The organism is Gilliamella sp. Pas-s95, assembly GCF_009795795.1.
GTDB lineage: Bacteria > Pseudomonadota > Gammaproteobacteria > Enterobacterales > Orbaceae > Gilliamella > Gilliamella bombicola.
The window spans coordinates 1-25,801 of sequence record NZ_WTFC01000038.1; the positions used below are offsets into that span (position 1 = coordinate 1).

Annotated in this window: 25 protein-coding genes; 20 read left to right on the forward strand and 5 right to left on the reverse strand. The window is 35.3% G+C overall.

The features are described from left to right. The first annotated feature begins 260 nt into the window (after window positions 1-260). From mraZ to yfbR, 17 genes are all read left to right on the forward strand, one after another. Window positions 261-707, forward strand: coding sequence for a division/cell wall cluster transcriptional repressor MraZ (gene mraZ, locus GQ598_RS09600; protein WP_160403931.1), 447 nt, complete (start codon window positions 261-263; stop codon window positions 705-707). Window positions 708-723: 16 nt separating this feature from the next. Next, a complete protein-coding gene (rsmH, locus tag GQ598_RS09605) occupies window positions 724-1,659 on the forward strand; it encodes a 16S rRNA (cytosine(1402)-N(4))-methyltransferase RsmH (RefSeq protein WP_160403932.1) in 936 nt (311 codons plus the stop codon). Next, window positions 1,652-2,035 carry a cell division protein FtsL gene (ftsL, locus tag GQ598_RS09610; RefSeq protein WP_160403933.1) on the forward strand — a complete coding sequence of 128 codons (384 nt, stop codon included), beginning with the start codon at window positions 1,652-1,654 and terminating at the stop codon, window positions 2,033-2,035. Before rsmH ends, ftsL begins: the two co-directional genes overlap by 8 nt. Next, window positions 2,035-3,813, forward strand: coding sequence for a peptidoglycan glycosyltransferase FtsI (gene ftsI / locus GQ598_RS09615; RefSeq protein WP_160403934.1), 1,779 nt, complete (start codon window positions 2,035-2,037; stop codon window positions 3,811-3,813). Before ftsL ends, ftsI begins: the two co-directional genes overlap by 1 nt. A gap of 13 nt (window positions 3,814-3,826) precedes the next feature. Continuing rightward, the gene (gene murE, locus GQ598_RS09620) at window positions 3,827-5,377 is read left to right on the forward strand and encodes a UDP-N-acetylmuramoyl-L-alanyl-D-glutamate--2,6-diaminopimelate ligase (protein ID WP_160403935.1); all 1,551 of its coding nucleotides are present in this window, start codon (window positions 3,827-3,829) and stop codon (window positions 5,375-5,377) included. Next, complete coding sequence (gene murF / locus GQ598_RS09625; RefSeq protein ID WP_160403936.1) at window positions 5,374-6,750, forward strand: UDP-N-acetylmuramoyl-tripeptide--D-alanyl-D-alanine ligase; 1,377 nt, start codon at window positions 5,374-5,376, stop codon at window positions 6,748-6,750. The genes murE and murF overlap by 4 nt, the downstream gene beginning before the upstream one ends. 4 nt (window positions 6,751-6,754) lie before the next feature. Then, complete coding sequence (mraY, locus tag GQ598_RS09630; protein WP_160403937.1) at window positions 6,755-7,837, forward strand: phospho-N-acetylmuramoyl-pentapeptide-transferase; 1,083 nt, start codon at window positions 6,755-6,757, stop codon at window positions 7,835-7,837. Between the two features lie 25 nt (window positions 7,838-7,862). Next, a complete protein-coding gene (gene murD / locus GQ598_RS09635; protein WP_160403938.1) occupies window positions 7,863-9,197 on the forward strand; it encodes a UDP-N-acetylmuramoyl-L-alanine--D-glutamate ligase in 1,335 nt (444 codons plus the stop codon). Continuing rightward, window positions 9,194-10,345: a cell division protein FtsW gene (ftsW, locus tag GQ598_RS09640; RefSeq protein WP_160403939.1), complete on the forward strand. Its 1,152-nt coding sequence runs from the start codon at window positions 9,194-9,196 to the stop codon at window positions 10,343-10,345. The genes murD and ftsW overlap by 4 nt, the downstream gene beginning before the upstream one ends. Further along, window positions 10,345-11,397 carry an undecaprenyldiphospho-muramoylpentapeptide beta-N-acetylglucosaminyltransferase gene (gene murG, locus GQ598_RS09645; protein ID WP_160403940.1) on the forward strand — a complete coding sequence of 351 codons (1,053 nt, stop codon included), beginning with the start codon at window positions 10,345-10,347 and terminating at the stop codon, window positions 11,395-11,397. The genes ftsW and murG overlap by 1 nt, the downstream gene beginning before the upstream one ends. A gap of 163 nt (window positions 11,398-11,560) precedes the next feature. Next, window positions 11,561-13,009, forward strand: coding sequence for a UDP-N-acetylmuramate--L-alanine ligase (murC, locus tag GQ598_RS09650; protein ID WP_160403941.1), 1,449 nt, complete (start codon window positions 11,561-11,563; stop codon window positions 13,007-13,009). A 2-nt stretch (window positions 13,010-13,011) separates the two neighbouring features. Then, the gene (locus GQ598_RS09655) at window positions 13,012-13,920 is read left to right on the forward strand and encodes a D-alanine--D-alanine ligase (protein ID WP_160403942.1); all 909 of its coding nucleotides are present in this window, start codon (window positions 13,012-13,014) and stop codon (window positions 13,918-13,920) included. Between the two features lie 14 nt (window positions 13,921-13,934). Further along, the gene (locus tag GQ598_RS09660; protein ID WP_160403943.1) at window positions 13,935-14,768 is read left to right on the forward strand and encodes a cell division protein FtsQ/DivIB; all 834 of its coding nucleotides are present in this window, start codon (window positions 13,935-13,937) and stop codon (window positions 14,766-14,768) included. A gap of 21 nt (window positions 14,769-14,789) precedes the next feature. Beyond that, window positions 14,790-16,043, forward strand: a complete 1,254-nt coding sequence (gene ftsA, locus GQ598_RS09665) for a cell division protein FtsA (RefSeq protein WP_091346484.1) — start codon at window positions 14,790-14,792, stop codon at window positions 16,041-16,043. An 81-nt stretch (window positions 16,044-16,124) separates the two neighbouring features. Continuing rightward, window positions 16,125-17,264: a cell division protein FtsZ gene (ftsZ, locus tag GQ598_RS09670; RefSeq protein ID WP_160403944.1), complete on the forward strand. Its 1,140-nt coding sequence runs from the start codon at window positions 16,125-16,127 to the stop codon at window positions 17,262-17,264. 67 nt (window positions 17,265-17,331) lie between these two features. After that, window positions 17,332-18,246, forward strand: a complete 915-nt coding sequence (lpxC, locus tag GQ598_RS09675; protein ID WP_091346480.1) for a UDP-3-O-acyl-N-acetylglucosamine deacetylase — start codon at window positions 17,332-17,334, stop codon at window positions 18,244-18,246. Between the two features lie 84 nt (window positions 18,247-18,330). After that, a complete protein-coding gene (gene yfbR, locus GQ598_RS09680; protein ID WP_160403945.1) occupies window positions 18,331-18,924 on the forward strand; it encodes a 5'-deoxynucleotidase in 594 nt (197 codons plus the stop codon). A gap of 350 nt (window positions 18,925-19,274) precedes the next feature. Here yfbR and GQ598_RS09685 read toward each other — a convergent pair whose 3' ends face one another. Both GQ598_RS09685 and GQ598_RS09690 read right to left on the reverse strand, forming a co-directional pair. Beyond that, window positions 19,275-19,862 carry a hypothetical protein gene (locus tag GQ598_RS09685; protein WP_160403946.1) on the reverse strand — a complete coding sequence of 196 codons (588 nt, stop codon included), beginning with the start codon at window positions 19,860-19,862 and terminating at the stop codon, window positions 19,275-19,277. Window positions 19,863-19,970: 108 nt separating this feature from the next. Then, a complete protein-coding gene (locus GQ598_RS09690) occupies window positions 19,971-20,675 on the reverse strand; it encodes a lipopolysaccharide core heptose(II) kinase RfaY (RefSeq protein WP_160403947.1) in 705 nt (234 codons plus the stop codon). A gap of 196 nt (window positions 20,676-20,871) precedes the next feature. On the opposite strand from GQ598_RS09690, the gene GQ598_RS09695 reads away from it, so the two are divergent. Further along, a complete protein-coding gene (locus tag GQ598_RS09695) occupies window positions 20,872-21,165 on the forward strand; it encodes a GIY-YIG nuclease family protein (RefSeq protein ID WP_091346472.1) in 294 nt (97 codons plus the stop codon). 15 nt (window positions 21,166-21,180) lie between these two features. On the opposite strand, the gene GQ598_RS09700 is transcribed toward GQ598_RS09695, so the two are convergent. The 3 genes from GQ598_RS09700 to GQ598_RS09710 all read right to left on the reverse strand — a co-directional run bounded on the left by GQ598_RS09700 (window position 21,181) and on the right by GQ598_RS09710 (window position 24,067). Next, complete coding sequence (locus GQ598_RS09700; protein WP_160403952.1) at window positions 21,181-22,167, reverse strand: serine/threonine protein kinase; 987 nt, start codon at window positions 22,165-22,167, stop codon at window positions 21,181-21,183. Between the two features lie 8 nt (window positions 22,168-22,175). Beyond that, window positions 22,176-22,778: a ribosome biogenesis GTP-binding protein YihA/YsxC gene (gene yihA, locus GQ598_RS09705; protein WP_370516544.1), complete on the reverse strand. Its 603-nt coding sequence runs from the start codon at window positions 22,776-22,778 to the stop codon at window positions 22,176-22,178. A 77-nt stretch (window positions 22,779-22,855) separates the two neighbouring features. After that, entirely contained in the window at window positions 22,856-24,067 is a 1,212-nt protein-coding gene (locus tag GQ598_RS09710; protein ID WP_160403949.1) for an aspartate aminotransferase family protein, read from the reverse strand. Window positions 24,068-24,283: 216 nt separating this feature from the next. Between GQ598_RS09710 and GQ598_RS09715 the strand changes: the two genes are divergently transcribed. Next, complete coding sequence (locus GQ598_RS09715; RefSeq protein ID WP_160403950.1) at window positions 24,284-24,553, forward strand: oxidative damage protection protein; 270 nt, start codon at window positions 24,284-24,286, stop codon at window positions 24,551-24,553. A gap of 8 nt (window positions 24,554-24,561) precedes the next feature. Next, on the forward strand, window positions 24,562-25,632 hold the full coding sequence (mltC, locus tag GQ598_RS09720) for a membrane-bound lytic murein transglycosylase MltC (RefSeq protein WP_160403951.1): 1,071 nt from the start codon (window positions 24,562-24,564) through the stop codon (window positions 25,630-25,632). The last annotated feature ends 169 nt before the right edge of the window (window positions 25,633-25,801 follow it).

A 25,801-nucleotide genomic window follows, 5' to 3' on the forward strand; every position in this document is an offset into this window, starting at 1 on the left:
GTGGTGCGAAGGTGCTAGTATAAATCACCTTTCTACTTTCTTCACTCCACCGTGTTTAAAATTGCACTTCATATTTGAATCCAGGTTAGTTTTATTTATTTTAACAAATAAATCAATATGTTATAAATAATTGGTTAACAATCTATTATTTTGTGAAATTTTGTGGTAAAAAGTGGGGGTAAGTGGTAAAAATGACTTTTTAATTAACATTTTGATTTTTTTTAATTAAAAAATAAAAAAATATAAATAATGGTACTTTTATGTTTAGTGGTGCAATTTCGGTTAATTTAGATAATAAAGGACGGTTAGCAATTCCTACTCGTTACCGTGAACCTTTATCTGAAGGTATTGTGTGCACAATTGGTTTATACCATTCTTGTTTGACGCTTTATTCTCTATCTGAATGGAAATGTATTGAACAACAGCTTGCAACATTATCAACGATTGTAGAAGCTGAACGTAGAATTAAGCGATTGTTATTGGGGTATGCAACTGAATGTTTGATGGACAATTCAGGTCGAATTTTATTGCCATCTACGTTACGTACTTATGCAAAATTAGAAAAAAATACAATGTTTGTTGGTCAATCTAATAAATTTGAAATTTGGGATGAGGCGATTTGGTATCAACAAATTAACGATGATATTGCTGCATTACCAACCGATATTGAAAACTTATCAGATAATTTGAAAAGTTTAACTATTTAATAAGAGTAAAAAATTGATGGATTATCAACATACAACGGTTTTATTAAACGAAGCTGTAAACGCATTAAATATAAAAAAAGATGGTATTTATGTTGATGGCACTTTTGGGCGAGGTGGGCATTCTAGTTTAATACTGGAACAACTTGGTGCACAAGGTCGATTGATTGCGATTGATCGTGATGAGCGAGCTGAGCAAGTTGCTTTACAGATAACTGATCCTCGATTTACTTTTATTCGTAGTGAGTTTTCAAATATGTACCAATATATTGATAAACTTGGACTAATGGGTAAGATTGATGGCATCTTGTTAGATCTTGGTGTTTCTTCTCCACAACTTGATGACCCCAAAAGGGGATTTTCTTTTATGCGTGATGGACCACTTGATATGCGTATGAATACCCATAAAGGTTTAACAGCAAGTGAATGGTTACTCAGCAGTGATGAAGACGATATCGCGTGGGTGTTAAAGACATTTGGTGAAGAGAAATTTGCTAAACGTATTGCTCGAGCGATCGTGGAGCAAAATAAAGTGTCACCGATCACGCATACTTTGGAGTTGGCTAATTTAATTGAAAAAGCAACACCAAGAAAAGATAAAAATAAGCATCCAGCTACACGTAGTTTTCAGGCTATTCGTATTTATATTAATAGCGAATTGGAAGAAGTTGAGCAAGTATTAAATAGTAGTTTATCTGTTCTTGCCAATCATGGAAGGCTTGCTGTTATTAGCTTTCATTCTCTAGAAGATAGAATTGTAAAGCAATTTATTAGTAAACAGAGTAAAGGTCCGAATTTACCCGATCGATTACCACTAACAGAACAACAAATTAAACAATATGGTAGTGTTAAATTCAGATCTCTTGGCAAAATTAAGCCAAATACTATTGAAATTAATAATAACCCGCGTTCTCGAAGCGCAATATTAAGGGTAGCAGAAAGGAAAAATGAATAGTAACCAATACAATGAGACTTCTTTAGATAAAACCTACATTGATAAAGATCCTCAAAAAAGACCGAGTAGGAGTTTATTTGGTTTAATTATTAGTGATTTATTTGGTCATCAAAAAATTTCATTGATATTACTTGTAATGATTATTATTTCTGCTGGTGCTGTATTAATAACAACGCAGCAGGTTCGTAAACAGCTATTTGAACGCGAGCAACTTTTGTTAGAACAAGATGTTTTAGAAAGTGAATGGAGAAATTTGGTTATTGAGGAAAATGTACTTGCTGATCCAAAGCGTGTTGAAGAAAAAGCTAAGAACCAATTAGGTATGTCTTATGTGACACCACAAAATGAAACAGTTATTGTGATAAAGAGTAAATAATGAAACCTGTCACTAAACATCAAAAAGATAAAGTTAAAAAGATTGTAAAGGTAAATAAAGCCAATAAACTGAATAGTAAAAAACAGTTTTTTACACTGAATCGTTTTTATATTGTATATGGTTTTATTATTTTTGCGATTATTTGTCTTATTATTCGAATGGCACTATTGCAAATTATTGAGCCTGATAAACTTATTGCTGAAGGCAATAAGCGTTCTATTCGTCACCAAGAAATGGATGCGCCAAGAGCCATGATCACCGATCGTAATGGTCGAGCATTAGCAGTAAGTGTACCGATGTTTGATGTTTGGGCGGATCCTAAAATTGTGGTACAAAAAGGTGGTGTTAAAGCAAATGATATCAGGTGGCAAGGGCTAGCTAAAACGTTAAATATCCCTATGTCAACATTAGAACAAAAACTAGGCAATCCATCAATGCGATTTGTTTATTTGTCTAAACAAGTAACACCAACAATATCTGACTATTTAAAAAAACTGAAATTACCGGGAATATCATTTGCAAAAACATCTAAACGTTATTACCCAGCGGCAGAAAATATAGCTCAATTAATTGGTTTAACAGATATTGATGAAAATGGTACTGAAAAGGGATCTGAAGGTATCGAAAAAAGTTTCAATAAGTGGTTAATTGGAGAATCGGGGCAAAGAATAGTTAGGCGTGACCGAGTAGGTCGTGTTATTGAGGAATTAGAGCGAACGGAAAGTGAAACAGCATCAGATCTCACTTTAAGTATTGATGAACGTTTACAATCTTTAGTTTATAGTGAACTAAGTCAGGCGGTTGAGTTTAATAAGGCTGATAGCGGTACTGCGGTTTTAATAGATGTGCATACCGGTGAGATTTTAGCGATGGCAACCAGTCCATCTTATAATCCAAATAATCGTTCATCAATTGATTATAGTTTATTGAGAAATAGAGCTGTTACCGATGCATTTGAACCCGGTTCTACAGTTAAACCTTTAGTTGTGATGGCTGCCTTAGAGAAAAAAATTGCGGATTTGAATACTATTGTTGATACCAGACCATTTTTAGTAAATCGTTATGAAATTAAAGATGTATCGTATCAAAAATCATTGAATTTGGCTGGTATTTTAGAAAAATCAAGTAATGTAGGCGTGAGTAAATTAGCCTTACAAATGCAGTCTAATGAGCTTGTTGAATATTATAGTCGTTTTGGATTAGGTCAACCCACAGGGCTTGGTTTGGGCGGTGAAGTTAGTGGTTCAATTGCAGCTGATAGAACCCGAAAGTGGGCAGATATTGAGCGGGCAACTTTTGCTTTTGGATATGGGTTAAGCGTGACTCCTCTACAATTAGCAAGGGCCTATGCAACTATTGGTAGTTATGGAGTTTATCGTCCTGTTTCTATTTTAAAAGTGACCGAACCTGTTAAAGGTGAGAGAGTTGTAGAAGAAAAAATAGCTAAAACAGTAGTTCAATTAATGGAAGCGGTTGCAGTGACTGGTGGTGGGACTAAGGCATCTGTTCCTAGCTATAGTGTAGGGGTAAAAACAGGTACAGCCAAGAAATTATCTGGCGGACGCTATGTTAATCAATATCTTGCTTATACCGCAGGTATCGCACCAGCTACAGGGCCAAAATATTCATTGGTTGTTGTTATTGATAATCCTAAAGCTGGTCAATATTATGGTGGTTCAGTTTCAGCTCCTGTATTTAGTCGCATTATGGGTGGCGTGTTAAGAACGATGAATGTTCAGCCTGATCGCCAAGTTGATGGACAAATGATTATTTATTAATAGGTAAAAAATGATGGCTACAAGCACGTTTAAAACATTATTTGAATTATTAGGTGGGAACCAAAATTTAGAACTGGACGATTTTCCACTTAATCATTTGCGTATTGATAGTCGTAACGTGAAAAAAAATGATGTTTTTGTTGCTATAAAGGGACATTCTGTTGATGGTCGTGTATTCATCCCTCAAGCTATTTCAGCCGGTGCAGTTGCTGTGCTAGTCGAAACAAATAGCAAATTAAGTGATTTAAAAATAGATTATCTTGAGCATGATAATAAATTTGTAATCCCACAAATTAGTGTTTTTCAACTTTCACGGCGTTTGTCCGTGATTGCTAATGATTTTTATCATTCCCCTTCTAAAAAATTATCAGTTATTGGTGTAACCGGAACAAATGGAAAAACAACTGTTACACAACTCATTGCTCAATGCACAACATTACTCAACGATAAAACAGCAATTTTAGGAACTATTGGTAATGGTATTTATAATCAACTTGAACCAGCTGTAAATACAACCGCATCGGCAATAGATGTACAATCTTTATTATCTGATTTTGTAAAAGAACAAGTAAAAGTTGTAGCGATGGAGGTTTCTTCTCATGGACTTGTAATGAATCGAGTTAAAGGTTTAAATTGTGCTGCAACAGTCTTTACCAACTTGAGTCGTGATCATCTTGATTATCATAAAACCATGAGTAAATATGCAAAAGCAAAATGGTCATTATTTAGTCCTGATGAAAAAGAAAGGTTAGTTGAAAATTCAGGGAAATCGATTATTAATTATGATGATAAATATGGTAAACGATGGATTGAAAAGCTTTCATATGTGACAGCTGTATCATGCCAACCGAAATCATTATGTCGGTTAAAAGCTTTAAATAGACCTTATGTTGGTGTATCTATGATCGAATATAATGATAAAGGCGCTAAAATTCATATGGAGTCAAGTTGGGGAAATGCCATTATCAATAGTCGGTTATTAGGTGAATTTAATGTTTCTAACTTATTACTATCTATTGCCACATTACTAACACTTAATTATCCATTTTTTGCTGTAGTGAATATGGCTTGCTTTCTTAAGCCGATTTGTGGTCGGATGGAAGTGTTACATGAAAAAAATAGCCCTACAGTCATTATTGATTATGCGCATACGCCAGATGCATTACAAAAGGCATTACAAGCGAGCCGAATCCACTGTCAAGGAACGTTATGGGTTATTTTCGGTTGTGGTGGTGATAGAGATACAGGGAAAAGACCATTAATGGCAGAAATTGCGGAACAATTTGCTGACAAAATTGTGCTAACTAATGATAACCCCCGAACCGAAGATGAAATAAAGATTATTCACGATATTCAACAAGGTTTACATAGCACTGACAACATACAAATAATCCCCGATAGAATTCAGGCTATTACACAAACATTATCGCAAGCCAAAATTAATGATGTGATTTTAATTGCAGGTAAGGGTCATGAGGACTATCAAATAATTGGTAAAACCAAATACCACTATTCTGATCAAGAAATAGTGAAACAGCTTTTAGGAGCAGAGAATTGGTCATGATTCCATTAAAAATTAAAAAAATAAAAGAAGTTGTGAATGGTCAATCTTATTATATTCAAGATGAAAATAAGGTTATTGATTCTATTTGTACCGATTCCAGAAAAATTACCCCACAGTCATTGTTTATTGCATTAGCTGGTGATAATTTCGATGGGCATAAATTTGTTTCACAGGCAATAAAAGATGGTGCTATTTTGGCTATTGTTAATCATAAAATAGATGATACTTCAATACCACAAATAGTCGTCGATGATACTCGGCAATCACTCGGACAAATTGCCACTTTTATTCGAGAACAGAGCCAAGCTAAAATTGTTGCTTTAACTGGCTCATCAGGAAAGACTTCCGTTAAAGAGATGACGGCGGCAATTTTACAACATTGCGGGCAAACACTTTACACGCAAGGTAATTTTAATAACGATATTGGTGTTCCATTAACATTATTTCGCTTAACCGAGCAAGACCAATTTGCAGTGGTAGAACTAGGTGCTAATCATATTGGCGAAATTGCCTATACAACCAATATAGTTAAACCGCAAAGTGCTTTAATTAATAATATTGCCGAGGCCCATATTGAAGGGTTTGGTTCACTTGAAGGTGTGGCAACTGCTAAAGGTGAAATTTTTGTAGGACTACCTAAAAATGGCATCGCTATCATTAATTTAGATAGTTGTTCTGATAAATGGTTTACTAAGCTGACAAACAAGAAGATTTGGACTTTTTCGTTATCAAATTCATCAGCAGATTTTTATGCTAGTAATATTCAACATACTGAAAGTACGGCCTTTACATTGCATACACCAGAAGGTGAGTGCTCAATTCTCTTACCGTTAGTTGGATTGCATAATGTATCGAATGCGATCGCCGCATCCGCTCTAGCAATCTCAGTTGGTGCAAATTTGAATCAAGTTAGAGAGGGTTTAACAACTTTAACACCTGTAAAAGGTCGATTATTTCCAATAAAATTAAATCAAACCCAATTAATTTGGGATGATTCTTATAACGCCAATGTTGGATCAATGTCAGCAGCAGTTAAGGTGTTGGCAAAACAGCCAGGATATAGAGTTTTAGTTGTTGGCGATATGGGGGAACTTGGTAATGAGGCTGGAAAATATCATAGACAAATAGGTGAACTTGCTTATCAAGAAAAACTTGATTGTGTTGTGAGTGTTGGTAAATTAAGTCAATATATTAGCCAGTATAGCGGTGTAGGTTATCATTTTAATAATAAACAAGATGCAGTGAATTTTCTGTTAATGCTCTTACGTCAACATTCTACTTTAACAATGTTAGTTAAAGGTTCACGTAGTGCGAAAATGGAAGAGCTTATCGAAAAAATTCAAATTGAACAACTCAAAATGAGTCAGGATTAAAATTATGTTGGTGTGGATATCAGAATATTTAGTTAAACATTTTAGTTTTTTTAATGTTATTTCTTATTTAACTGTAAGAGCAATTTTAGCTTTGTTAACCTCATTGTTAATTTCATTAATAATGGGGCAAAAAGTCATTGATTGGTTACAAAAATTACAAATTGGCCAAGTTGTTCGCCATGATGGACCTGAATCTCATTTAAGTAAAAAAGGTACACCAACAATGGGAGGTACATTAATTCTTGCATCAATTTCGATCTCGGTATTTTTATGGGCAGATCTTCGTAACCCTTATGTTTGGTTGGCATTATTTGTATTAATTGGCTATGGAATTATTGGTTTTGCTGATGATTATTTAAAAGTTATTCGTAAAAATACAGCGGGTCTTATTGCAAGGTGGAAGTATTTTTGGCAATCGGTCATTGCATTAATTGTTGCTTTTGGTCTTTATGTTTATGGAAAAGATAGCTCAGTAACTGTACTAGTTGTGCCTTTTTTTAAAGATGTTATGCCACAGTTAGGATTATTATTTATTCTTTTTACCTATATTGTCATTGTGGGGGCTGGCAATGCTGTTAATTTAACTGATGGGCTGGATGGATTAGCTATTATGCCGACAGTCTTTGTTGCTGCTGGTTTTGCTCTAGTATCTTGGGCAACGGGCAATGTTAATTTTGCTGCTTACTTACATATTCCTTATATTAAATTTGGTGGTGAATTGATGATTGTCTGTACCACAATTATTGGTGCTGGGTTAGGTTTTCTATGGTTTAATACTTATCCTGCTATGGTTTTTATGGGGGATGTCGGATCGCTTGCATTGGGGGGGGTATTTGGCATTATAGCTGTTTTATTACGACAAGAATTCCTATTATTGATAATGGGTGGCATATTTGTTGTAGAAACATTATCCGTAATTTTGCAAGTTGGTTCATATAAATTAAGAGGTAAACGGATATTTAAAATGGCACCGATTCATCACCATTATGAATTAAAAGGTTGGCCAGAACCTCGTGTTATTGTACGTTTTTGGATTATTTCATTAATGTTGGTATTAATCGGTTTATTAACTTTGAAATTACGTTAATTTAAAAACAGCTCAGGATTGAATCATGGTTAGCTATCAAGGTAAAAATATTGTTATTGTCGGATTAGGTATCACTGGTCTTTCTTGTGTGAATTATTTTCTTGCTCAAAATATTATCCCAAAAGTAATTGATACTCGTTTAAAGCCGCAAGGATTAGAACAATTAGATAACCGAATTAATTATCACTTGGGAGATTTAAAAATTGATTGGTTGCTAAATGCCGATTTAATTATCGTTAGCCCAGGCATTCCATTATCAACCCCTGAATTACAAAAAGCTAAAGAAAAAGGCGTAGAAATTATAGGTGATATTGAACTTTTTTGTCGTGAAGTTAATGCCAAATCTAATAAAAAAATTGTTGCTATTACTGGCGCAAATGGTAAAACTACTGTTACTACATTAATTGGTAAAATCATTAAGTCAGCAGGTATTAGTGTTGGTGTTGGTGGTAATATAGGACAGCCTGCATTATCTTTATTAAACCAAGATTACGTTGTATATGTTCTAGAACTATCGAGCTTTCAGCTAGAAACAACTTACAGCTTAAAAGCGACAGTTGCAACAATTTTAAATATTTCAGAAGACCATATGGATCGTTATCCTCTTGGTTTAATGCAATATGTTGAGGCTAAGCACCGGATTTATCATAATGCAACATACTGTGTTATTAACAATGACGACCAATTAACCATTCCAACAGATAAACAAAGCGATATAGTTTCATTTGGTGTTGATAAAGGTAATTATCATTTAGATAACCACTATGAGCATCTGATTGTACAAGATCAACCTTTGCTAGCAACAAAAATGATGAAATTAACTGGATGTCATAACTATCTTAATGCATTAGCAGCTTTAGCGATAGCTGATAAATTAAATATTTCACGGCAATCAAGCATTGCAACAATTGCTTCATTTCATGGTTTACCACATCGGTTTGAATTAGTGTTGGAAAAAAATGGTGTAAAGTGGATTAATGATTCCAAAGCAACCAATGTTGGTAGCACTGAAGCCGCTCTAAACAGTGTGGTTTGCAAAGGAAAATTATATTTATTATTAGGTGGAGATGGAAAATCTGCTGACTTTTCGTTATTAATTCCTTACTTAAAAAATAGGAATATAGAGGTTTTTTGTTTTGGTCGAGATCGTTATTTACTTAGTAAATTAGCTCCAAATATAACAACAGTTACAGAGACAATGGCTGAATCAATGCAAATTATTGCTAAAAAAGTGGTATCAAATGATGTGGTTCTACTTTCTCCCGCTTGTGCAAGTTTAGATCAGTTTAAAAATTACGTTGAACGAGGAAAACAGTTCGCACATCTTGCTGAACAATATACTCAAGGGAGTGGAATATGACATTATTTTGGTTAAAAAAACAAGTTAATCCACATATCCCATTTGACAATCAGTTACTTTGGACTGTGCTTGGTTTAATGATTTTTGGCTTAATAATGGTAACATCGTCTTCGATGTCATTTAATGATAGTAATCCATTCTTTTATACACAACGAGAGCTTATTCAGTTAGGAATATCGTTATTTTTAATGTCTATTACGTTGTATATTCCGATGCAACGTTGGCAACAGTTCGGTTCAGTGTTACTAATCATTTCTATTATTATGTTAATTGTTGTATTGGGTATAGGTTCTTCAATTAATGGTGCATCGCGTTGGATACCGTTAGGGGTATTTAATTTTCAGCCTGCAGAGCTTTCAAAATTAGCACTATTTTTATTTTTAGCTGGTTATTTATCGCGTAAATCTGAAGAAGTACAAAGTGGGTTTTGGGGTTTTTTTAAACCAATGGTTGTTATGGCCGTACTCTCTATTTTATTACTTAAGCAACCTGATTTAGGTACTGTTATCGTTTTATTTATGGTAACTATTGGTATCCTATTTATTGCTGGTGCCCAATTGTGGCAATTTATTGCTATTTTGCTAACAGGTGTTGGTGCAGTGATTTGTTTGATTTTATACGAGGCTTACCGTTTAACTCGACTGTTAACCTTTCTTGACCCTTGGCAAGATGCAACTGGTTCAGGTTATCAATTAGTTGCCTCATTAATGGCAATTGGTAGTGGAGGAATTACAGGACAAGGTATGGGAAATTCTATTCTGAAATTAGGTTATTTACCTGAATGTCATACCGATTTTATTTTTTCAATTATTTCAGAAGAGTATGGATATATAGGCGTAGTTGTTTTATTGTCATTACTTTTCTTCTTGACATTTAAAGCTCTCGCAATTGGTTATCGAGCACTGAATGAGGGGGTATTATTTTCGGGTTATTTAGCCTGTGAAATTGGAATATGGTTTGGTTTTCAAACATTTGTTAATGTTGGTGTTACATCTGGTATGTTACCAACTAAAGGATTAACATTACCATTTATTAGTTATGGTGGTTCAAGCCTTATTGTGATGAGTATTGCGGTTGCAATACTACTCAGAATAGATTTTGAATTTAGGCAACAACAAGCGCAAGCAAGAATAAGGTTAGTTAAATAATGAAAAAATTATTAGTTATGGCAGGAGGAACAGGCGGACATGTCTTTCCTGGTATTGCTGTTGCGCATTATTTGATGAATCAAGGTTGGCAAGTAAGATGGTTAGGTACAGCTGATCGAATGGAAGCACATCTCGTTCCTGAAAATGGTATTGAGATTGACTTTATCGAAATATCAGGGCTAAGAGGAAAAGGTGTGATGGCATTATTAAAAGCACCTTATAAAATTCTAAAAGCAGTTTTACAGGCAAGAAAAATTTTGAAAGCCTATCGTCCAGATGTAGTTTTAGGTATGGGGGGATATGTTTCTGGTCCTGGAGGGATCGCGGCAAAAACACTAGGCATACCGATTGTATTACATGAACAAAATGGTATAGCTGGTTTAACTAACAAGTGGCTAGCTAAAATTGCGACTAAAGTTTTGCAAGCATTTCCTAGTGCTTTTCCTAACGCTGAAGTCGTAGGTAATCCTGTGCGTAGTGACCTTTTAACTGTTGTAAAACCTGAAGAAAGATTTAAAGATCGTAATGGACCAATTAGAGTGTTAGTCATGGGGGGGAGTCAAGGTGCTAAGATTATTAATGATATTGTCCCCCAAGTGATATCTAAATTATCAGATGAATATGTAGTATGGCATCAAACAGGTAAAGGAATGTTGAATTCGGTAATTCAGTCTTATCAAAATTGTGATATGGCTAATAATAAAGTGACAGAGTTTATATCTGATGTTACAGATGCATACAATTGGGCAGATATTGTGATTTGTCGTAGCGGAGCATTGACTGTTAGTGAAATCGAAGTTGTTGGTATTGGTGCTATTTTTGTTCCGTTTATGCATAAAGATCGTCAGCAATTTTGGAATGCAAAATCATTAGCGGATATAGGTGCTGCGGATATAATAGAACAACCAAATTTTAATGTTGAATCATTATCAAAGTTATTATTAAATTTGAATCGCGACAAGTTACTAGAAATGGCAATTAAAGCTAAAAGTTTATCTATTGTAAATTCCACTGAGAAAGTAGCGGAATCCCTTAACTCAGTGATAAAATAACTAGTTTTTGGTATTATTGTGTAATAATTTTGTAAAAAAATTCAGTTTATGTGAGTATTTGAGTCAATGATTTGTTTGGACTAAAAAAATAACTAGGATACGAATGTTCAACGGTGATATGACAGGGTACACTACATAACAAAGAATGATTAGGAGTTCGATAGTGAATACAAAGGAATTAGCTAAATTAAGAGCCATTATTCCTGAAATGAAAAGAGTCAAACATATCCACTTTGTGGGTATTGGTGGCGCAGGTATGGGCGGTATTGCAGAAGTTCTAGCCAATGAAGGCTATGAAATTAGTGGTTCAGATATTGCTGAAAATGCTGTGACTCAACATTTAGAAATGTTAGGTGCGAAAATTGTTATTGGTCATGCGGCTGAAAATGTGATTAATTCAAGTGTGGTTGTTATATCTTCTGCTATTTCACAGGATAATATTGAAGTAATTGCTGCACGTGAAGCGCGCATACCAGTGATCCAACGCGCGGAAATGTTGGCTGAATTAATGCGTTTTCGCTATGGAATCGCTATTGCTGGTACACATGGTAAAACAACTACTACCGCGATGGTTACAGCTATTTATGCAGAGGCAAAACTTGATCCAACTTTTGTCAATGGAGGCTTAGTTAAAGCAGCTGGAACTCATGCGCAATTAGGCAGTAGTCGTTATTTTATTGCTGAAGCCGATGAAAGTGATGCATCATTTCTTCATTTGCAGCCAATGGTCTCTATTATAACAAATATCGAACCAGACCATATGGATACTTATCAAGGTAGTGTTGATAACCTCAAACAGACATTTATTTCATTTTTACGCAATCTTCCATTTTATGGTTTAGCAATTATGTGTTATGACGATTCCATCAATCGTGAATTATTGCCGATTGTTGGACGTAAAGTCATTACTTATGGGTTTAGTGAAGAAGCTGATGTAGTTATTAAAAATTATCGTCAAGAACGAGGGGTTAGTTATTATACAGTTTGCCGCCCAGATCGCCAAGATTTAAATATTGAGTTAAATGCACCAGGTAAACATAATGCTTTAAATTCGGCAGCTGCAATTATTGCTGCAACTGAAGAGGGTATTGATGATCAGTCAATTATAAATGCATTAGCTAAATTTGCTGGCACAAGTCGACGTTTTGATTTATTGGGTGTTTTTCCTCATGCCGATGGTGGAGATATTATGATGGTTGATGATTATGGTCATCATCCTAGTGAAGTTAATGCAACAATTCAGGCTGCAAGAAATGGTTGGCCTGAGCGAAGACTTGTCATGTTATTTCAACCTCATAGATATACACGTACTCGTGATTTATTTGATGATTTCGCACAAGTGCTTTCTCAAGTTGATGCACTTGTTATGTTGGATGTCTATTCAGCGGGAGAACAGCCGATTGCAGGTGCAGATAGCCGATCTTTGTGTCGTTCAATTCGTAATCGAGGTAAAGTTGATCCAATTTATATTTCTGATTTAGATTTATTGCCTGAAATTATGCAAGAAGTATTACAAGGCGGTGATTTATTAATTACACAAGGAGCTGGTAGTGTTGGTCGTATAGCGCGCCAATTAGCCAAAACTCAATTATCTTCAAAAGAGGTTTTATAAAAATGGTTGATAAAGTGGCTGTATTGTATGGCGGTACTTCTGCCGAGCGAGAAGTATCACTTAAGTCAGGAAAAGCTGTACATGCAGGATTATTGGCAAATGGTATTGATGCGCATCTTATTGATACTAAATATCATTCGATTACCAATTTAAAAGAAGAAGGATATACAAAAGCTTTTGTTATTCTGCACGGACGTGGTGGGGAAGACGGTATTGTGCAAGCAATTTTGACTTATCAAAATATCCCTTATACAGGTAGTGATGTTTTGTCATCAGCATTAACAATGGATAAATTAAAAACTAAACTAGTTTGGAAATCGCTTAATTTACCTGTTGCTGATTATGTTATGGTAGAAAAATCGCAATCAATTGATACAAATGCTATTGTTAAGCAGCTTGGTTTACCATTGTTTGTTAAACCAAGTCATGAAGGTTCAAGCGTAGGGATGGCTAGAGTTAATGAAGCATCTGAATTGGAAGTTGCCATTAATGCAGCTTTTAAATATGACAGTGTTGTGATGGTTGAATCATTTTTAGCCGGTCCTGAATTTACAGTGGCTATTGTAGGTGAAGAAGTTTTACCATCAATTCATATTAAACCTACAAGCAAATTTTATGATTATGATGCTAAATATTTATCTGATACGACTCAGTATTTTTGTCCAAGTGGTTTACCAGATGATAAAGAACAAGAAATTCGTAAATTAGCCTTAGATGCTTATAAAGCTGTAGGATGTCGAGGATGGGGAAGAGTTGATATCATGTTTAATGCTAATCAAAAACCATTCTTACTGGAAGTCAATACTGCTCCTGGTATGACAGATCATAGCTTGGTACCAATGGCTGCTAAACAACATGGCTGGTCATTTAATGAGCTTGTTGTCAGAATTTTAAATTTGGCAACGTTATAATTGGCCTTATTGTTATGAAACAAGTGAGACAGGCGGCGCATAGACGAGAAGATAAAAATAGAAGGCGGCTGCTTATCTTTCGTAATACAGAGCAATTAGTAGGCTTTTTGTTCTTAATTATGATTATCCTTATTAGTATTTGGGTTGTTAAAAGCTTTAAAAATTGGATGGATGATCCCGAACAAATGGTATTGTCGCAATTAACGTTAAGTGGCGAGCACACTTATACAACAGAGGGCGATCTTAGGGAAGCTATTTTAGGGTTAGGATTGCCTAATACCTACATTGGACAAGATGTTAATGATATTCAACAAGAAGTAATGCGATTTCCGTGGGTTAAGCAAACGAGTGTACGTAAACAGTGGCCAGATAGGTTAATTGTCTATGTCGAAGAATATAAACCAGTTTTTTATTGGAATGACCTATTTTTACTTGATGAAAATGGTAATGTTTTTAGCGTGCCACTTGACCGTATTACCGAGTTACAATTGCCAAGACTATATGGCCCTGAGGGTAAAGCTAAATCGGCGTTAGAAACTTATTATAAATTAGAGAATCTTTCTAAAAAATTAGCGAATAATCAGTTGGCATTACATATTAAAGCGGCTATAACAGATGAGCGTAATGCATGGCAATTAATGGTAAAACAGTGTGTATCTGGTTTTTGTCTTGAAAATCAGGAAATAAAGTTGTTGTTAGGTAATGAAAATATTGAACAGCGATATCAACAATTTATTAAATTATTTCCAGAAATTCAATCAAGAGTTCCAGAAAATGAAAGAATAATGGTAGCTGATTTACGTTACGAAAATGGTATTTCAGTACAAAGAGAAAAAATGGTGCAGTAAGGAATAAATTAAGGCTGGAGTATGAAAGCAACAGAAAAAAAATTGGTTGTTGGGCTGGAAGTTGGTACATCCAAAGTGCTTGCCCTTGTTGGTGAAGTTCTTCCTGATGGTATAGTTAATATTATTGGTGTAGGACATTGTCCATCAAAAGGGGTTGATAAAGGTGGTGTGAACGATCTTGAGTCTGTCGTTAAATCAATCCAACGAGCAGTTGATCAAGCTGAACTTATGGCTGATTGCCAAATATCTTCAGTATATTTAAGCCTTTCTGGTAAACATATCCGCTGTCAAAATGAAATAGGCATGGTGCCAATAGCGGATGAAGAAGTTACTGCAGAAGATGTAGACAATGTTGTTCATACCGCAAAATCAGTCAGAATTTTAGACGAACATCGTATTTTGCATGTCATTGCGCAAGAATATTCTATCGATTTACAAGAAGGTATTAAAAATCCTATTGGCCTATCTGGAGTAAGAATGAAGGCCAAAGTGCATTTAGTTACCTGCCATAATGATATGGCTAGAAATATAGTTAAGGCTGTTGAACGTTGCGGATTGAAAGTGGATCAACTGATCTTTTCTGGATTGGCTTCTAGCTATGCAGTTTTAACAGATGATGAAAAAGAACTTGGTGTCTGCGTAATTGATATAGGTGGCGGTACAATGGATGTAACGGTTTATACCGGTGGTGCCTTACGCCATTCTGTTGTCATTCCGTATGCCGGTAATGTTGTTACTAGTGATATTGCCTATGCGTTTGGTGCACCGCCGATGGATGCAGAAAATATTAAAATTCGTTATGGGTGTGCTGTAGGTTCACTAATTGGCAAAGATGAAGTCATTGATGTACCAAGTGTTGGTGGAAGACCGTCTCGATCATTACAACGACAAACACTCGCCGATGTCATTGAACCTCGTTATTCAGAACTGCTTTCATTGGTACAAAAAGAGTTACTTGCATTGCAAGAAGAACTAAAAAAACAAAATGTTAAATATCAATTAGCAGCAGGTATTGTTTTAACAGGCGGTGCAGCTCAAATAAAAGGAATGGTAGAGTGTGCCGAAAAAGTTTTTCAAAATCAAGTTCGTATCGGGCAACCATTAAATATATCAGGCTTAACCGATTATGTACAAAAACCTTATTGTTCAACAACTATAGGGCTATTGCATTATGGAAAACAAAGTTTATTAAGTGATGATGCAAAAGACAGTAATAAATCATCATTAAAAGGGATAGCTAAACGATTGACCGGTTGGTTTAAAAAAGAATTTTAGCTAGTATATTTCAAGAACTTCGTGGACATTGTAGACGATTATCTGTACAATGTTCCAAGATCGTAAATTTGGAGATAAGTTATGTTTGAGCCTATGGTTGCAGATGATGAACCAGCAGCAGTCATTAAAGTTATTGGTGTCGGTGGTGGCGGTGGTAATGCTGTCGAGCATATGATTGCTGAACATATTGAAGGTGTTGAGTTTTTTGCGGCAAATACAGATGCGCAGGCATTAAAACGAATTAAGGTAGGTCAAACTATCCAAATCGGCACTAATGTCACTAAAGGGCTTGGTGCAGGTGCTAATCCAGAAGTTGGTAGAAATTCTGCTGAAGAAGATCGTGAGGTTATTCGTAGTGCTATTGAAGGTGCGGATATGGTCTTTATCGCAGCAGGAATGGGCGGAGGAACAGGGACAGGTGCAGCCCCAGTCGTAGCGGAAATAGCAAAAGAGTTAGGTATTCTAACCGTTGCTGTTGTCACTAAGCCTTTTGGCTTTGAAGGTAAAAAGCGTATGGCTTTTGCTGAACAAGGCATTTCTGAATTAGCAAAACATGTTGATTCTTTGATTACTATTCCAAATGACAAATTATTAAAAGTATTAGGTCGAGGTGTTAAATTACTTGACGCTTTCGCCGCTGCTAATGGTGTTCTAAAAGGTGCGGTACAAGGTATTGCCGAACTTATTACTAAACCTGGTCATATTAACGTGGACTTTGCTGACGTAAGAACAGTGATGTCTGAAATGGGATATGCTATGATGGGGTCTGGTCGAGCTAGTGGTGATAATCGAGCGGAAGAAGCTGCTGAAATGGCGATTTCTAGCCCTTTACTTGAAGATATTGATTTATCTGGTGCTCGAGGCGTATTAGTCAATGTAACCGCAGGGTTAGATCTTGGCTTAGAAGAATTTGAAACAGTAGGTAGTACAGTTAGAGCATTTGCTTCTGACAATGCGACAGTGGTTGTTGGTACAACTTTTGACCCAGATATGTCTGATGAAATTCGAGTAACAGTGGTTGCAACTGGTATTGGTATGGATAAGCGTTCTGAAGTTAAAATACCTAAACCTGTACCACGCAATGAATTATTTGCTCAAAATAATACGTTGGGCCAACAAGAAGAAAAATTGGCTAAAGTTGTTAATGAGCCAACAGTTTCTTCCATTGAAGATCATAAAATTTTAGATATTCCTGCTTTCATCCGTAAGCAAGCGAATTAAAGTTGAACTTATTTGATTTTTTATTGTCAAAGTGAATAAGAAATACAAGTAAAAAAGTAGGTGCAAATTGAAACAAAGAACATTAAAAAAGACAATTCAAGCAACTGGTGTTGGTTTACATACCGGCAAGAAAGTTACTTTGACATTACGTCCTGCGCCTGAAAACACAGGTATTATTTATCGCCGTACTGATTTAAATCCATATGTGGATTTTCCTGTGGATGCAAAATCAGTGCGCGACACAATGCTTTGTACTTGTTTAGTAAACGAAGACAATGTCCGTATTTCAACTGTTGAGCATATCAATTCTGCTTTAGCAGGACTAGGTATTGATAATCTTATTATTGAAGTTAATGCCCCTGAAATACCAATTATGGACGGTAGCGCAAGTCCTTTTGTTTATTTGTTGCTTGATGCAGGTATTGCTGAACAAAATGCGCTTAAAAAGTTTTTGCGAGTAAAAGAAGTAGTTCGGGTTGAAAATGGTGATAAATGGGCTGAGGTAAGACCTTATAGTGGTTTTAGATTAGATTTCACTATTGATTTTCATCATCCAGCTATCGATAGTAGTTCTCAACGTTATCAATTGGATTTTTCATCTGAATCGTTTATTCGTCAGATCAGTCGTGCAAGAACTTTTGGTTTTATGCGTGATATTGAAGCTTTACAGTCTAAAGGTTTATGTCTAGGTGGTAGTTTAGATTGTGCAATTGTGGTTGATGATTATAAAGTACTTAATGAAGACGGTTTACGTTTTGAAGATGAGTTTGTACGTCACAAAATGCTCGATACTATCGGCGATTTATATATGAGCGGTCATAATATGATTGGTGAAGTAGTTTGTTATAAATCAGGTCATGCATTGAATAATCAATTATTGCAAGCATTGCTTGCTAAACAAGATGCATGGGAATATGTGACCTTTACAGAAGAGCAAACTGTACCACTTGCGTTGGGTACTCAACAGCTTATTTTAGCGTAAAATCATAAGCAATATTGTTATATATTATAAACGCTCCTATTTTTAATGGGAGCGTTTTTATTTTATATTTAAAGAGATAATAGTATGAATAATAGTCATTTTTTTGCTCATTTATCACGATTAAAACTAATTAACCGTTGGCCTTTAATGCGTAATGTAAGGACGGAAAATGTATCGGAGCATAGCTTACAAGTCGCTTTTGTTGCACATGCTTTAGCCATAATTAAAAACAAAAAATTTAATGGTAATGTGAATCCTGAGCGAATCGCATTATTAGCCATGTATCATGATGTTTCAGAGGTCATAACTGGTGACTTACCAACACCTACAAAGTATTATAATCCGCAAATCACGGTTGAATATAAAAAGATTGAAAAAATAGCACAACATAAACTTATTAATATGCTCCCTAAAGAGTTACAAGATGACTTTAGAGCATTAATCGATGATGATTTTTATGATGAAGCAGAAAAAAGTATCGTAAAACAGGCTGATGCATTATGTGCTTATCTTAAAACTATTGAAGAATTGAGTGCAGGTAATAATGAATTTAAATTGGCCGAACAACGTTTAAAAAAGACTTTGTCTGAACGTAATAGCCCTGAAATGAACTACTTTTTGGATGTTTTTCTTCCGAGCTTTAGTTTATCATTAGATGAAATCACAATGGATAAATAGCTTTTCCACTTATGATAAATATAACGCTTAACAACTCGACTTATTGATAGATAGGTCAGATAGCTTTCAAGTTTGCCTAACTTGTCTAGGTAATCAAGCATCATGCTCATAATATACCTTTTATACTGCTTATTTTTTTATAACGCATAATCAGTATAGAGCTATAGATGCATAAATTAGAAGATTAAGAAAGTTATTAAGCAAGAGGAATGGTATAAATTAAAACAGATTGTAGTTTTGTTAAGGCGTCTTAAAACGCTATAAACGTTTTAGTCATCTACGATTTTTTTTACCTTATTAAATAAAATAAACTAAAATGTATGTGCTACCTGAAACTTCCCTACGTTCGGTTATTGGCGTAATAAACATTCCTGAATTTTACTAACTTCATTATTGAGTGCTTCAATAACTAAGTTAGGGTGATATCTTTCAAGCGTTTTTACATTTTCAAATCCATCATTAACAACAGACCCCGTATATTGCTGGGCTTGTTTAATGTTGCTGAATAGATAACCAATATCGTGTTGGTTACGAGTTGCTGTTAAAGTATAACTAATAAAATATTTAGCATGATATTGATAGTCCACGACAGCATTGGCGACAACATGATTACCTTCAACTAATTTGATTGTATCACCACCATTAACTGTAATAGCTTGTTGGTTAGGCATATTCCAATATGGCCACCGTTGTGAACCCAAGTAGTTTTCACTACTTAGCACAACGGGGCTGTTATCCAGTTCTTGTGCAATGCATAATGATAAAGAGGAGTGAAGGGTGGTAACCGGTCGTAATGTGCTATATTTATTTAATATATCGACACCTGACGAATCTTTAGTGATTTCAACGCCTTCTGTATGGTAAATTGACATCATTTTTTGAGATGTACAGCTAGTTAGAATAGTTAAAACAGCAAAATAACCAATTAACTTTTTCATACTACATCCTTTTTAAGTCTAATTAATTTTATTTTTTAGTAACTGATGAGTTAATTTTTTAAAATGACAAATGCCAATTTCACTAAAGCACCTTTAATAAGAAGATTGCTAATCTTCTTTACCGCGGATCTTACGAGATAAGCGTTTAAACCCATGAGTAAATTTCTTAATTGCCATGGCAAAAAAAGGAACTTTAATTTCGATACCAAAACGTTCTTGTGCCTCTATCGCATCATTAGCTTTAGTTAACCATATAAAACCTGAGTTAGTTAAATCAATTGCTTTGATTTTTCCTTCTGGCGTTAAGATAAAATTACCACCATGCACATCATTAGATACTAAGTTATAACTGTGAAGTTTTTCGATACAGCTTTTGACTTGCTCACCATACTCTCTCATCTCTTCCCATTTTAGGCTGCGACCCTCAATAAAATTAAATATCATATAGTGACGTTTGGTTCTTTTGTCAAAAGCGACCAAATAAAGTTCATAAGCTATATCACATTTATCTAGCGATATTTTTGCCAGCTTGCGAATTAAATTAAAATAAAAATCACCGGTTATTTTGGCAATGAGTTTACGTTCTAAACGGTGCTCAACGCCCCCATCGATTTTAAAAATAAATTTTGTTTGATTATGATTAATTAAATAAGTATATCGTTCTAATTTATCGCTTGGATCGAGCAACTCATGATGTCCTTCTTCGGACAAAAATTGGTCAAAAAGGTCTAGATAATTTATTTTATCATTTTGTATGTAAGCGAACGTCATGTCTCCGCGTTCGACTTCAATAATTTTTGCAAAGTTATTCAAATTTATTATCCCAGAGTACATCAAAAAAAGTTGGTTTATCTTAAACATTATCAGCATTAAAGTAAATGAAACTGTAATGGTTAATAAGGTTGTATTGTTAAATAATAGCGTTCTAAAAATCAAAAATATTAGTTAGAAGATCAAAATGATATTATATGGTTAAATTATCCACTTCATATTGTTTTGTCGGTTATTTATGTCCAATAAAGTATCTAACTGGTTTTTATACATCGTTAGAACAGCAAATCAATTGTTATATACAGGTATTACCACTGATGTTGCTAGACGTTTACAGCAACATCAAAGTGGCAAAGGTGCTAAATGTTTAAAAGGCCATCAGGATTTGACGGTTGTGTATCAGATTTTTATTGGTGACAAATCGATAGCACTAAAGCTTGAATATAAAATAAAACAGCTCTCTAAGCAGAAAAAAGAGGCATTAGTCAAAAACCGTCCCAATTTTGATGAATTATTAAAATTAATCAATTAATCAAAATGTTAAAGTTTACATTATCGACATTAGTTTTATCGATGGCGCTTTGATTGTTTCAATTTGCTTGTTAAATTCTAATAACTGTTGTCGCCAAAAATCTTCATCAGTTATCCATGGAAAAGCGATAGGAAAAGCCGGATCCTGCCAACGGGAGATAATCCATGCTAAATGGTGAACCATTCTCATCGCTCTTAATGGTTCAATTAATCTGAGTTGTTCTTTATCAAAGTCACAAAACTCTTGATACATTTCAATTAACATATCTAACTGTAAGCGTTGCTCTTGTTGGTTGCCATAAAGTAGCATCCACAGATCTTGAATAGCAGGTCCATTACGAGCATCATCAAAATCAACAAACATTGCTCCATCACGCCATAAAATGTTGCCGGCATGGCAATCGGCATGCAGTCGGATAGGTTGCCAATCATTATGCCAATATTGTTCAACAGTTGTTATTAATTGTGCCAACACTGTTTTCAGATCGGATTGCACTTTTCTAGGAATAAAATGGCAAGATAATATCTTCTCTTGAGGATGATAAAGATATTCCTCTAATCCGATGGTTGGGCGATGCAAAAAAAGTTGCCTTGTGCCAATTTGATGAATACGACCAAGTAGCATGGCAACGGATTCCATCTGTTCCAAATTGTCTACTTCATATTGCCGTCCGCCAACACTTGGAAATAGGGCAAACCGGTAACCTAGATGCTCATGAAGCGTGGTATTATTGAATATTAAAGGAGCAACAACAGGAATTTCAGCATCAGCTAATTGCTTGGTAAACTGATGTTCTTCAACGATTTGCTCACTACTCCAACGATAAGGTCGATAAAATTTCGCAACATAGCGAGTGCGATCCTCATCATGAAATTGATAAACTCGATTCTCATAACTATTTAAAGCGGTAAGACCTGAATCAATTCGAATACCAATTGATGCCAAACTATCAAAAATTAATTCAGGCGATAAAGCATGAAATGAAAAAGCAGCATTATCTATTACAGGTTTCATTGTTGGCTAAACCATTCATCTAACTTCTGTTTTAAAGGCTCTAAACCCATGCGTTTAGGTGATGAAAAAGGTGTAACCGTAATATCGCCCTGAAAAGGTAAAATTGCTTCTTTAACCATGTTGACCTGTTTTTTCTGTGCACCAGAAGCCAATTTATCGGCTTTAGTTAATAGTAACATCACGGGAATATCAACCGAAACCGCCCACTCAATCATTTGTTGATCTAAATCTTTTAAAGGATGTCTTATATCCATTAATACAATCAATCCTTTCAAGCTTTCGCGTTTTTGAAGGTATTCTCCTAAAGACTTTTGCCATTTACGTTTTATTGCTTCAGGAACTTGTGCATAGCCATAACCGGGCAAATCAACGAGACGGCAATTTTCTTCCACTTCAAAAAGATTGATTAATTGAGTTCTACCTGGTGTTTTACTGGTTCTTGCTAATGCTTTTTGATTGGTCAATGTGTTAAGTGCGCTGGATTTGCCTGCATTAGATCTACCGGCAAATGCCACTTCAACCCCGCTATCACTCGGTAAATGAGAAATATCGGGTGCACTTAAAATAAAATGTGTTTTTGCATAGTTTAATGCTCGAATATCGGTCATAAAAAAGTACCCTTTAAATGCGCTAACGGCACTTAATTGATTAAAATGCTGTTACTGTATAGAAAAACTCAAGCATTGACAACTTTTTCGACGGCTTTTGTCAATCGTCTCATACCTTCTTTAATTTCGTCCTCGGTTATTAGCAAAGATGGGGTGAAACGCAGTACATTTGGGCCTGCATTTAAAATCATCACTTGACTCTCAGTAGCGGCATTTAAAAAATCTCGAGCTTTATTATGGTACTCAGGTTGTAGTTCTGCACCTAACAATAATCCTTTTCCTCGATATTGGCGGAACAGCTTGAATTTATCATTAATTTCTTCAAGTTGTTCAATGAACAGCGCGCGTCGGTTTTGTACGCCTTCAAGTACTTCAGGGGAATTGATGATGTCAAAGGCTTCACAAGCCACAGCACAAGCAAGGGGATTTCCACCATAAGTAGTACCATGTACGCCGGGATGCATGACTGAAGCAATGTCATTGGTTGTTAACATCGCACTAATTGGAAAGCCACCTCCTAATGCCTTAGCCGAGGTTAGAATATCAGGCGTCACATCATATTGCTGATAAGTATATAAACTACCTGTTCTTCCCATGCCGCACTGCACCTCATCAAACACCAGTAATGTTTTATATTCATCACATAGTTTGCGAACACCTTGCAAAAATTCAGGTGTTGCTGATGTTAATCCACCTTCGCCCTGAACAGGCTCTAATACAATAGCACAAGTATGATCATCAATTACCGCTTTTACCGCATCCAGATCATTAAATGGAACATGAATGATATCAGCTGGTTTTGGTCCAAAACCATCAGAATATTTTGCCTGTCCGCCTACCGAAACGGTAAAAAACGTACGACCATGAAAAGATTGATAAAAAGCAATGATTTTGCTCTTATAAGGGCTATATCTTTGTGCTGCATAATATCGCGCTAGCTTAAATGCGGCCTCATTAGCTTCCGCTCCTGAATTAGCAAAAAAAACACGGTCAGCAAAAGTATTGTCAATCAGTTTTTGAGCTAGATTTAATGCGGGTTCATTAGTAAATACATTACTAACATGCCACAATTTTTCGCTTTGCTCATGCAAGGCTTTTACTAACCTTGGGTTGCAATGACCAAGAGCATTAACTGCAATGCCGCCAGCAAAATCAATATATTCTTCACCATTTTGATCCCAAACACGACTACCTTGACCTTTGACAGGAATAAATTGAGCAGGCGCATAAACAGGTAAAATGACTTGATCAAAAAGTTCACGAGTGATTTTTGCGGGCATTGTTTCATCCTTATTTATTTTTATTAAATGATTTCATATTATTTTAAGCGAATTAATTGCAGTGTAAAGTAAATAATTATTCAATTATTTTAAATTAATATTCAATTTGAAAAACAGTTTTAATTTGCAAATTTATCCAATAATTTTCTTCTGCTCTCTAATTATTTTCAGGTATAATCAGCAACTGTTCGTTCATTGTACTTAAAAGAGATAAAAATGAGTCGTGTTATTTATTGCCATTATTTAAAAAAAGAAGCGGATGGTTTAGATTTCCAGCTTTATCCAGGAGAGCTAGGCAAACGAATTTTTAATGAAATATCAAAACAGGCATGGCAAGAGTGGCTCAAAAAGCAAACCATGCTAATTAACGAAAATAAATTTAATATGATGAATCCAGAACACCGCAAAAAGATTGAAACCGAAATGGTTAAATTTCTATTCGAAGGTGAAGATGTTGTTATTGATGGGTACAAACCTCAAAATTGAGATAAAAAATGAAAAACAGCAAAAAGCTCATTGCATTAATTACTTCTATCAGCCTACTAACAGGCTGCCCTAGCCATAATTCGCATAAAGATGATGAAGACTACTATGTCAAAGATACCAATGCCTTCAATATCTTAATCAGCCAATATGCTAACAACATCGAACAAATTTGGGGGCCAAAAGAAGTCCTTATAGCGGGTCCTAAAGACTATGTTCAATATGAAGATAATCTCAAAACCCGTGTCCATATTAACTTCGTTTCTGGTGTCATAACCATTGAAACCATGGCTGAATCGCCGATCGAAAATTTAAAAGAAGCGATCGTTTCAACGTTACTCATGCCAGAGCCGGTTGATATTATTCGTCACGATAAGATCAGCCAAAACTTATCTAAAGATCCATTTTTATTTAATCAGGTATTAGACCAAGACCACCAACCGATTCGCTGGAGCGGTCGGGCCAACAGCTTTGCTGATTATGTTCTTGCCAACAACCTAAAATTCCGTACCTCTGGCCCACATAAAATCGCCTATGTTGAAATCAAACTTGTTCCTAACCACATTAACCAACGTGCTAAAAAATTCTTACCAATTGTTACTGAAGCATCGAATCGTTATTTTATCGACGAACGCTTAATACTTGCCATTATGGAAGTTGAATCCGCATTTAACCCCTATGCGGTTAGCCGTACAGATGCACTTGGATTAATGCAAGTACAACAACATACTGCAGGTCGTGATATTTTTAAATTACGAGGAAAATCCGGTGAACCAAGTAGAAAGTTCTTACTAGATCCGCGTAATAATGTCGATATGGGAACAGCGTACTTATCATTATTAAAAACCAAGTACTTAGCAGGCATTAACAACCCAATTTCGTTAAGATATGCAATGATTACTTCTTACAACGGCGGGGCGGGTAGCGTGTTGCGTACGTTTTCAAATGATCGCAACGAAGCCGTCAACATTATCAACTCAATGACACCGCAACAAGTATATCGAAAGCTAGTCACTTCGCATGTTTCGCAAGAGTCGCGGAATTATTTAGTAAAAGTAAGCCGAATTTTAGATAACAAGTAAGTAACCAATATAAATAGCCCACTTTTCACTTTTATGGAAAGTGGGCTATTTTATTTTAAGAATAGAAAGGTCATAATGTTTTGTTAAAAACCTAGATTACACCATGAAGTGCAATTTTTCTTAGCTCCTTTGAATAAAAGGAGGCAGGGCTTTTAAACTTATGCCGTTT

Coding starts and splice junctions, on each gene's coding strand:
- murG (WP_160403940.1), top strand. CDS start 10,345: ATGAAAAAATTATTAGTTATGGCAGGAGGAACAGGCGGACATGTCTTT.
- murE (WP_160403935.1), top strand. CDS start 3,827: ATGGCTACAAGCACGTTTAAAACATTATTTGAATTATTAGGTGGGAAC.
- GQ598_RS09695 (WP_091346472.1), top strand. CDS start 20,872: ATGTCCAATAAAGTATCTAACTGGTTTTTATACATCGTTAGAACAGCA.
- rsmH (WP_160403932.1), top strand. CDS start 724: ATGGATTATCAACATACAACGGTTTTATTAAACGAAGCTGTAAACGCA.
- ftsA (WP_091346484.1), top strand. CDS start 14,790: ATGAAAGCAACAGAAAAAAAATTGGTTGTTGGGCTGGAAGTTGGTACA.
- mraZ (WP_160403931.1), top strand. CDS start 261: ATGTTTAGTGGTGCAATTTCGGTTAATTTAGATAATAAAGGACGGTTA.
- murF (WP_160403936.1), top strand. CDS start 5,374: ATGATTCCATTAAAAATTAAAAAAATAAAAGAAGTTGTGAATGGTCAA.
- mraY (WP_160403937.1), top strand. CDS start 6,755: ATGTTGGTGTGGATATCAGAATATTTAGTTAAACATTTTAGTTTTTTT.
- yfbR (WP_160403945.1), top strand. CDS start 18,331: ATGAATAATAGTCATTTTTTTGCTCATTTATCACGATTAAAACTAATT.
- ftsZ (WP_160403944.1), top strand. CDS start 16,125: ATGTTTGAGCCTATGGTTGCAGATGATGAACCAGCAGCAGTCATTAAA.
- mltC (WP_160403951.1), top strand. CDS start 24,562: ATGAAAAACAGCAAAAAGCTCATTGCATTAATTACTTCTATCAGCCTA.
- GQ598_RS09685 (WP_160403946.1), bottom strand. CDS start 19,862: ATGAAAAAGTTAATTGGTTATTTTGCTGTTTTAACTATTCTAACTAGC.
- ftsI (WP_160403934.1), top strand. CDS start 2,035: ATGAAACCTGTCACTAAACATCAAAAAGATAAAGTTAAAAAGATTGTA.
- ftsL (WP_160403933.1), top strand. CDS start 1,652: ATGAATAGTAACCAATACAATGAGACTTCTTTAGATAAAACCTACATT.
- GQ598_RS09715 (WP_160403950.1), top strand. CDS start 24,284: ATGAGTCGTGTTATTTATTGCCATTATTTAAAAAAAGAAGCGGATGGT.
- murD (WP_160403938.1), top strand. CDS start 7,863: ATGGTTAGCTATCAAGGTAAAAATATTGTTATTGTCGGATTAGGTATC.
- GQ598_RS09655 (WP_160403942.1), top strand. CDS start 13,012: ATGGTTGATAAAGTGGCTGTATTGTATGGCGGTACTTCTGCCGAGCGA.
- GQ598_RS09710 (WP_160403949.1), bottom strand. CDS start 24,067: ATGCCCGCAAAAATCACTCGTGAACTTTTTGATCAAGTCATTTTACCT.
- ftsW (WP_160403939.1), top strand. CDS start 9,194: ATGACATTATTTTGGTTAAAAAAACAAGTTAATCCACATATCCCATTT.
- GQ598_RS09660 (WP_160403943.1), top strand. CDS start 13,935: ATGAAACAAGTGAGACAGGCGGCGCATAGACGAGAAGATAAAAATAGA.